This window comes from Streptomyces sp. TRM68367, assembly GCF_014495685.1.
Lineage (GTDB): Bacteria > Actinomycetota > Actinomycetes > Streptomycetales > Streptomycetaceae > Streptomyces.
In genome coordinates this window covers 1-1,744 of sequence record NZ_JACTVI010000256.1, presented here as the reverse complement: position 1 = coordinate 1,744, position 1,744 = coordinate 1, and the positions used below count along the sequence as shown (strand labels likewise).

Annotated in this window: 2 protein-coding genes; both read right to left on the bottom strand. The window is 65.7% G+C overall.

Annotation, left to right across the window (positions count from 1 at the left end):
• Positions 1-451: 451 nt before the first annotated feature.
• The gene (locus tag H8R17_RS45340) at positions 452-844 is read right to left on the bottom strand and encodes a hypothetical protein (protein ID WP_187828974.1); all 393 of its coding nucleotides are present in this window, start codon (positions 842-844) and stop codon (positions 452-454) included.
• Positions 845-862: 18 nt separating this feature from the next.
• On the bottom strand, positions 863-1,744 hold an 882-nt coding region (locus H8R17_RS45335; RefSeq protein ID WP_262506068.1), incomplete at its 5' end, for a polymorphic toxin-type HINT domain-containing protein.

Sequence of the window (1,744 nt, the reverse complement as noted above, 5' to 3'; positions counted from 1 at the left end):
CGGCCGTCCTCGTGCCCCGCACCCACCCCCCTCAAACCGCTGACCAGCCGCGATGAGCACAGGCAGGGCTATCTACAGCTGCCGTAACAGAGCGACGCCGTGCTAGGTACGGGCGGCCAAAACCTGGGCGGCGGTGGGATACCGGCGTCGACCCAGTACTCGCGGGGCAGGCAATCGAGTGCGGCCAAGCCGGCGTGGACGACGGCTGCCATCCGGTCAGCTCACCTTGGTCGAAGCCCCAGCCTTCATATGTCTGCGCAACTGGAGGCTGCCGCCCTTGATGCCGCTTCCGCGACCCGGTCTGTTGTGCATCGCGGCCCCCAGGCCGCGGCCTCCCGCTGGGAAAACAGACCCGGCGCCACCCCGTCGCGATCGCGGGGTGGCGCCGGGTGCATAGGGGCGGTGTCAGGTCATGGCTCCATACGATGGGCCGCGACCGCCGACCGCCCCGCTACTGCGGCCCTGGGGTGACATGAAGCTCGCCGGCACGTTCGCCGGTTGCCCGGTCCACCCGGAAGCCCGCGTACTCCAGCACCGATCGCAGCGCCTGGTACATGGATTTCTCCAGCTGCACCTTCAGCGCCACCCGTTCATCCGCTGCGAGGCGGGCGGGATCGACGGTAAGGAAGTGGTGGTAGAGGGTGGGGTGCACGCGCCAAGCGACGTACACCGCCACCTCTCCGCTCCCCGGATCGTCGATCTCGACCCGAGCCCCGGTGGAGTAGCCCGGATCCGCCGTGGCCGCAATTCCGAGACCCGCAGTCGCGAGCAGATTCTTCACCTTCTCGGCGAGGGTGAAGTGTTGCATCTCTCGCATGAGACCGCCACTTTCCGAGTTGTACACGAGTCGTTCTCCAGATCCTCAGATCCCCATTGCGCGCAATATCATGTCCTTGAGTCGCGCATTGGATTGTGTGTTGATGAGTCCTCCGAGTTCCGTCTCCGGATCGCCCCAGGGGACGGACCAGGAGATGGAGGCATCGCCCCCGAGGTGATCTGCCAGCCTACCCGCACAGCGCGGGCACGGCTGCCGCTCCGTATACAGCTCGGTGATCTTCTCCCCAGGATTGAGCTGGCTCAGAATGTCATCCTCCGCGTGGAATTCGTCACCCTTGCTAATCCCGTAGGCCAGGCCCTCCCGGCCTTCCACCTTTGCCACCGCGACATTGCGGAGCGTGGCTCCGACGGTGTTGAGCCGGTGCTGGAACGCCTTGGTCGCCAGGCCCCCGCTGTTGTACGGAACCTCACCGCAGGTGTTGTGGACCAGGACCGCGACCTTGCCCGCGAGCACGTAGTACGTGTGCAGTTGCTCGACGGTGAGGTTGTAGCGGAACGCTGTCCCAATGGTCAGGGTGATCTTCTTTACCCGGACCAGGCCGCGGCCGTTCGGGGTCTGAAGGTCGTGACCGGGCAGGAGCTTCGCAGCTGGCGTCCACTTGTGGGTCGATTTGTCGTAGAACGGGTGGTTAGCTGTCGTGCGCAGGGTCGCGGTGCCGCCGTCTGGAGTCCGGATCGTGATGTCGACCAGGTCGTGGTCGTGGTTGACCCAGGTGGCCGTGACCATACGTGTGCCCTGGTGCTTGCCGGTCTTGGGGTCGGCGGCCTGCACCTTGTCGCCGGGCTTGATCTTCCCGATCGCCTTGGTCTTGCCGTGATCCATCAGGACCTTGGTATCGGGCGAGAAACTGCACGTGCCGCCCGCGATCTTGTCGCCCTGCGCCTCTGCCGTCTGTGCGGACTCCGC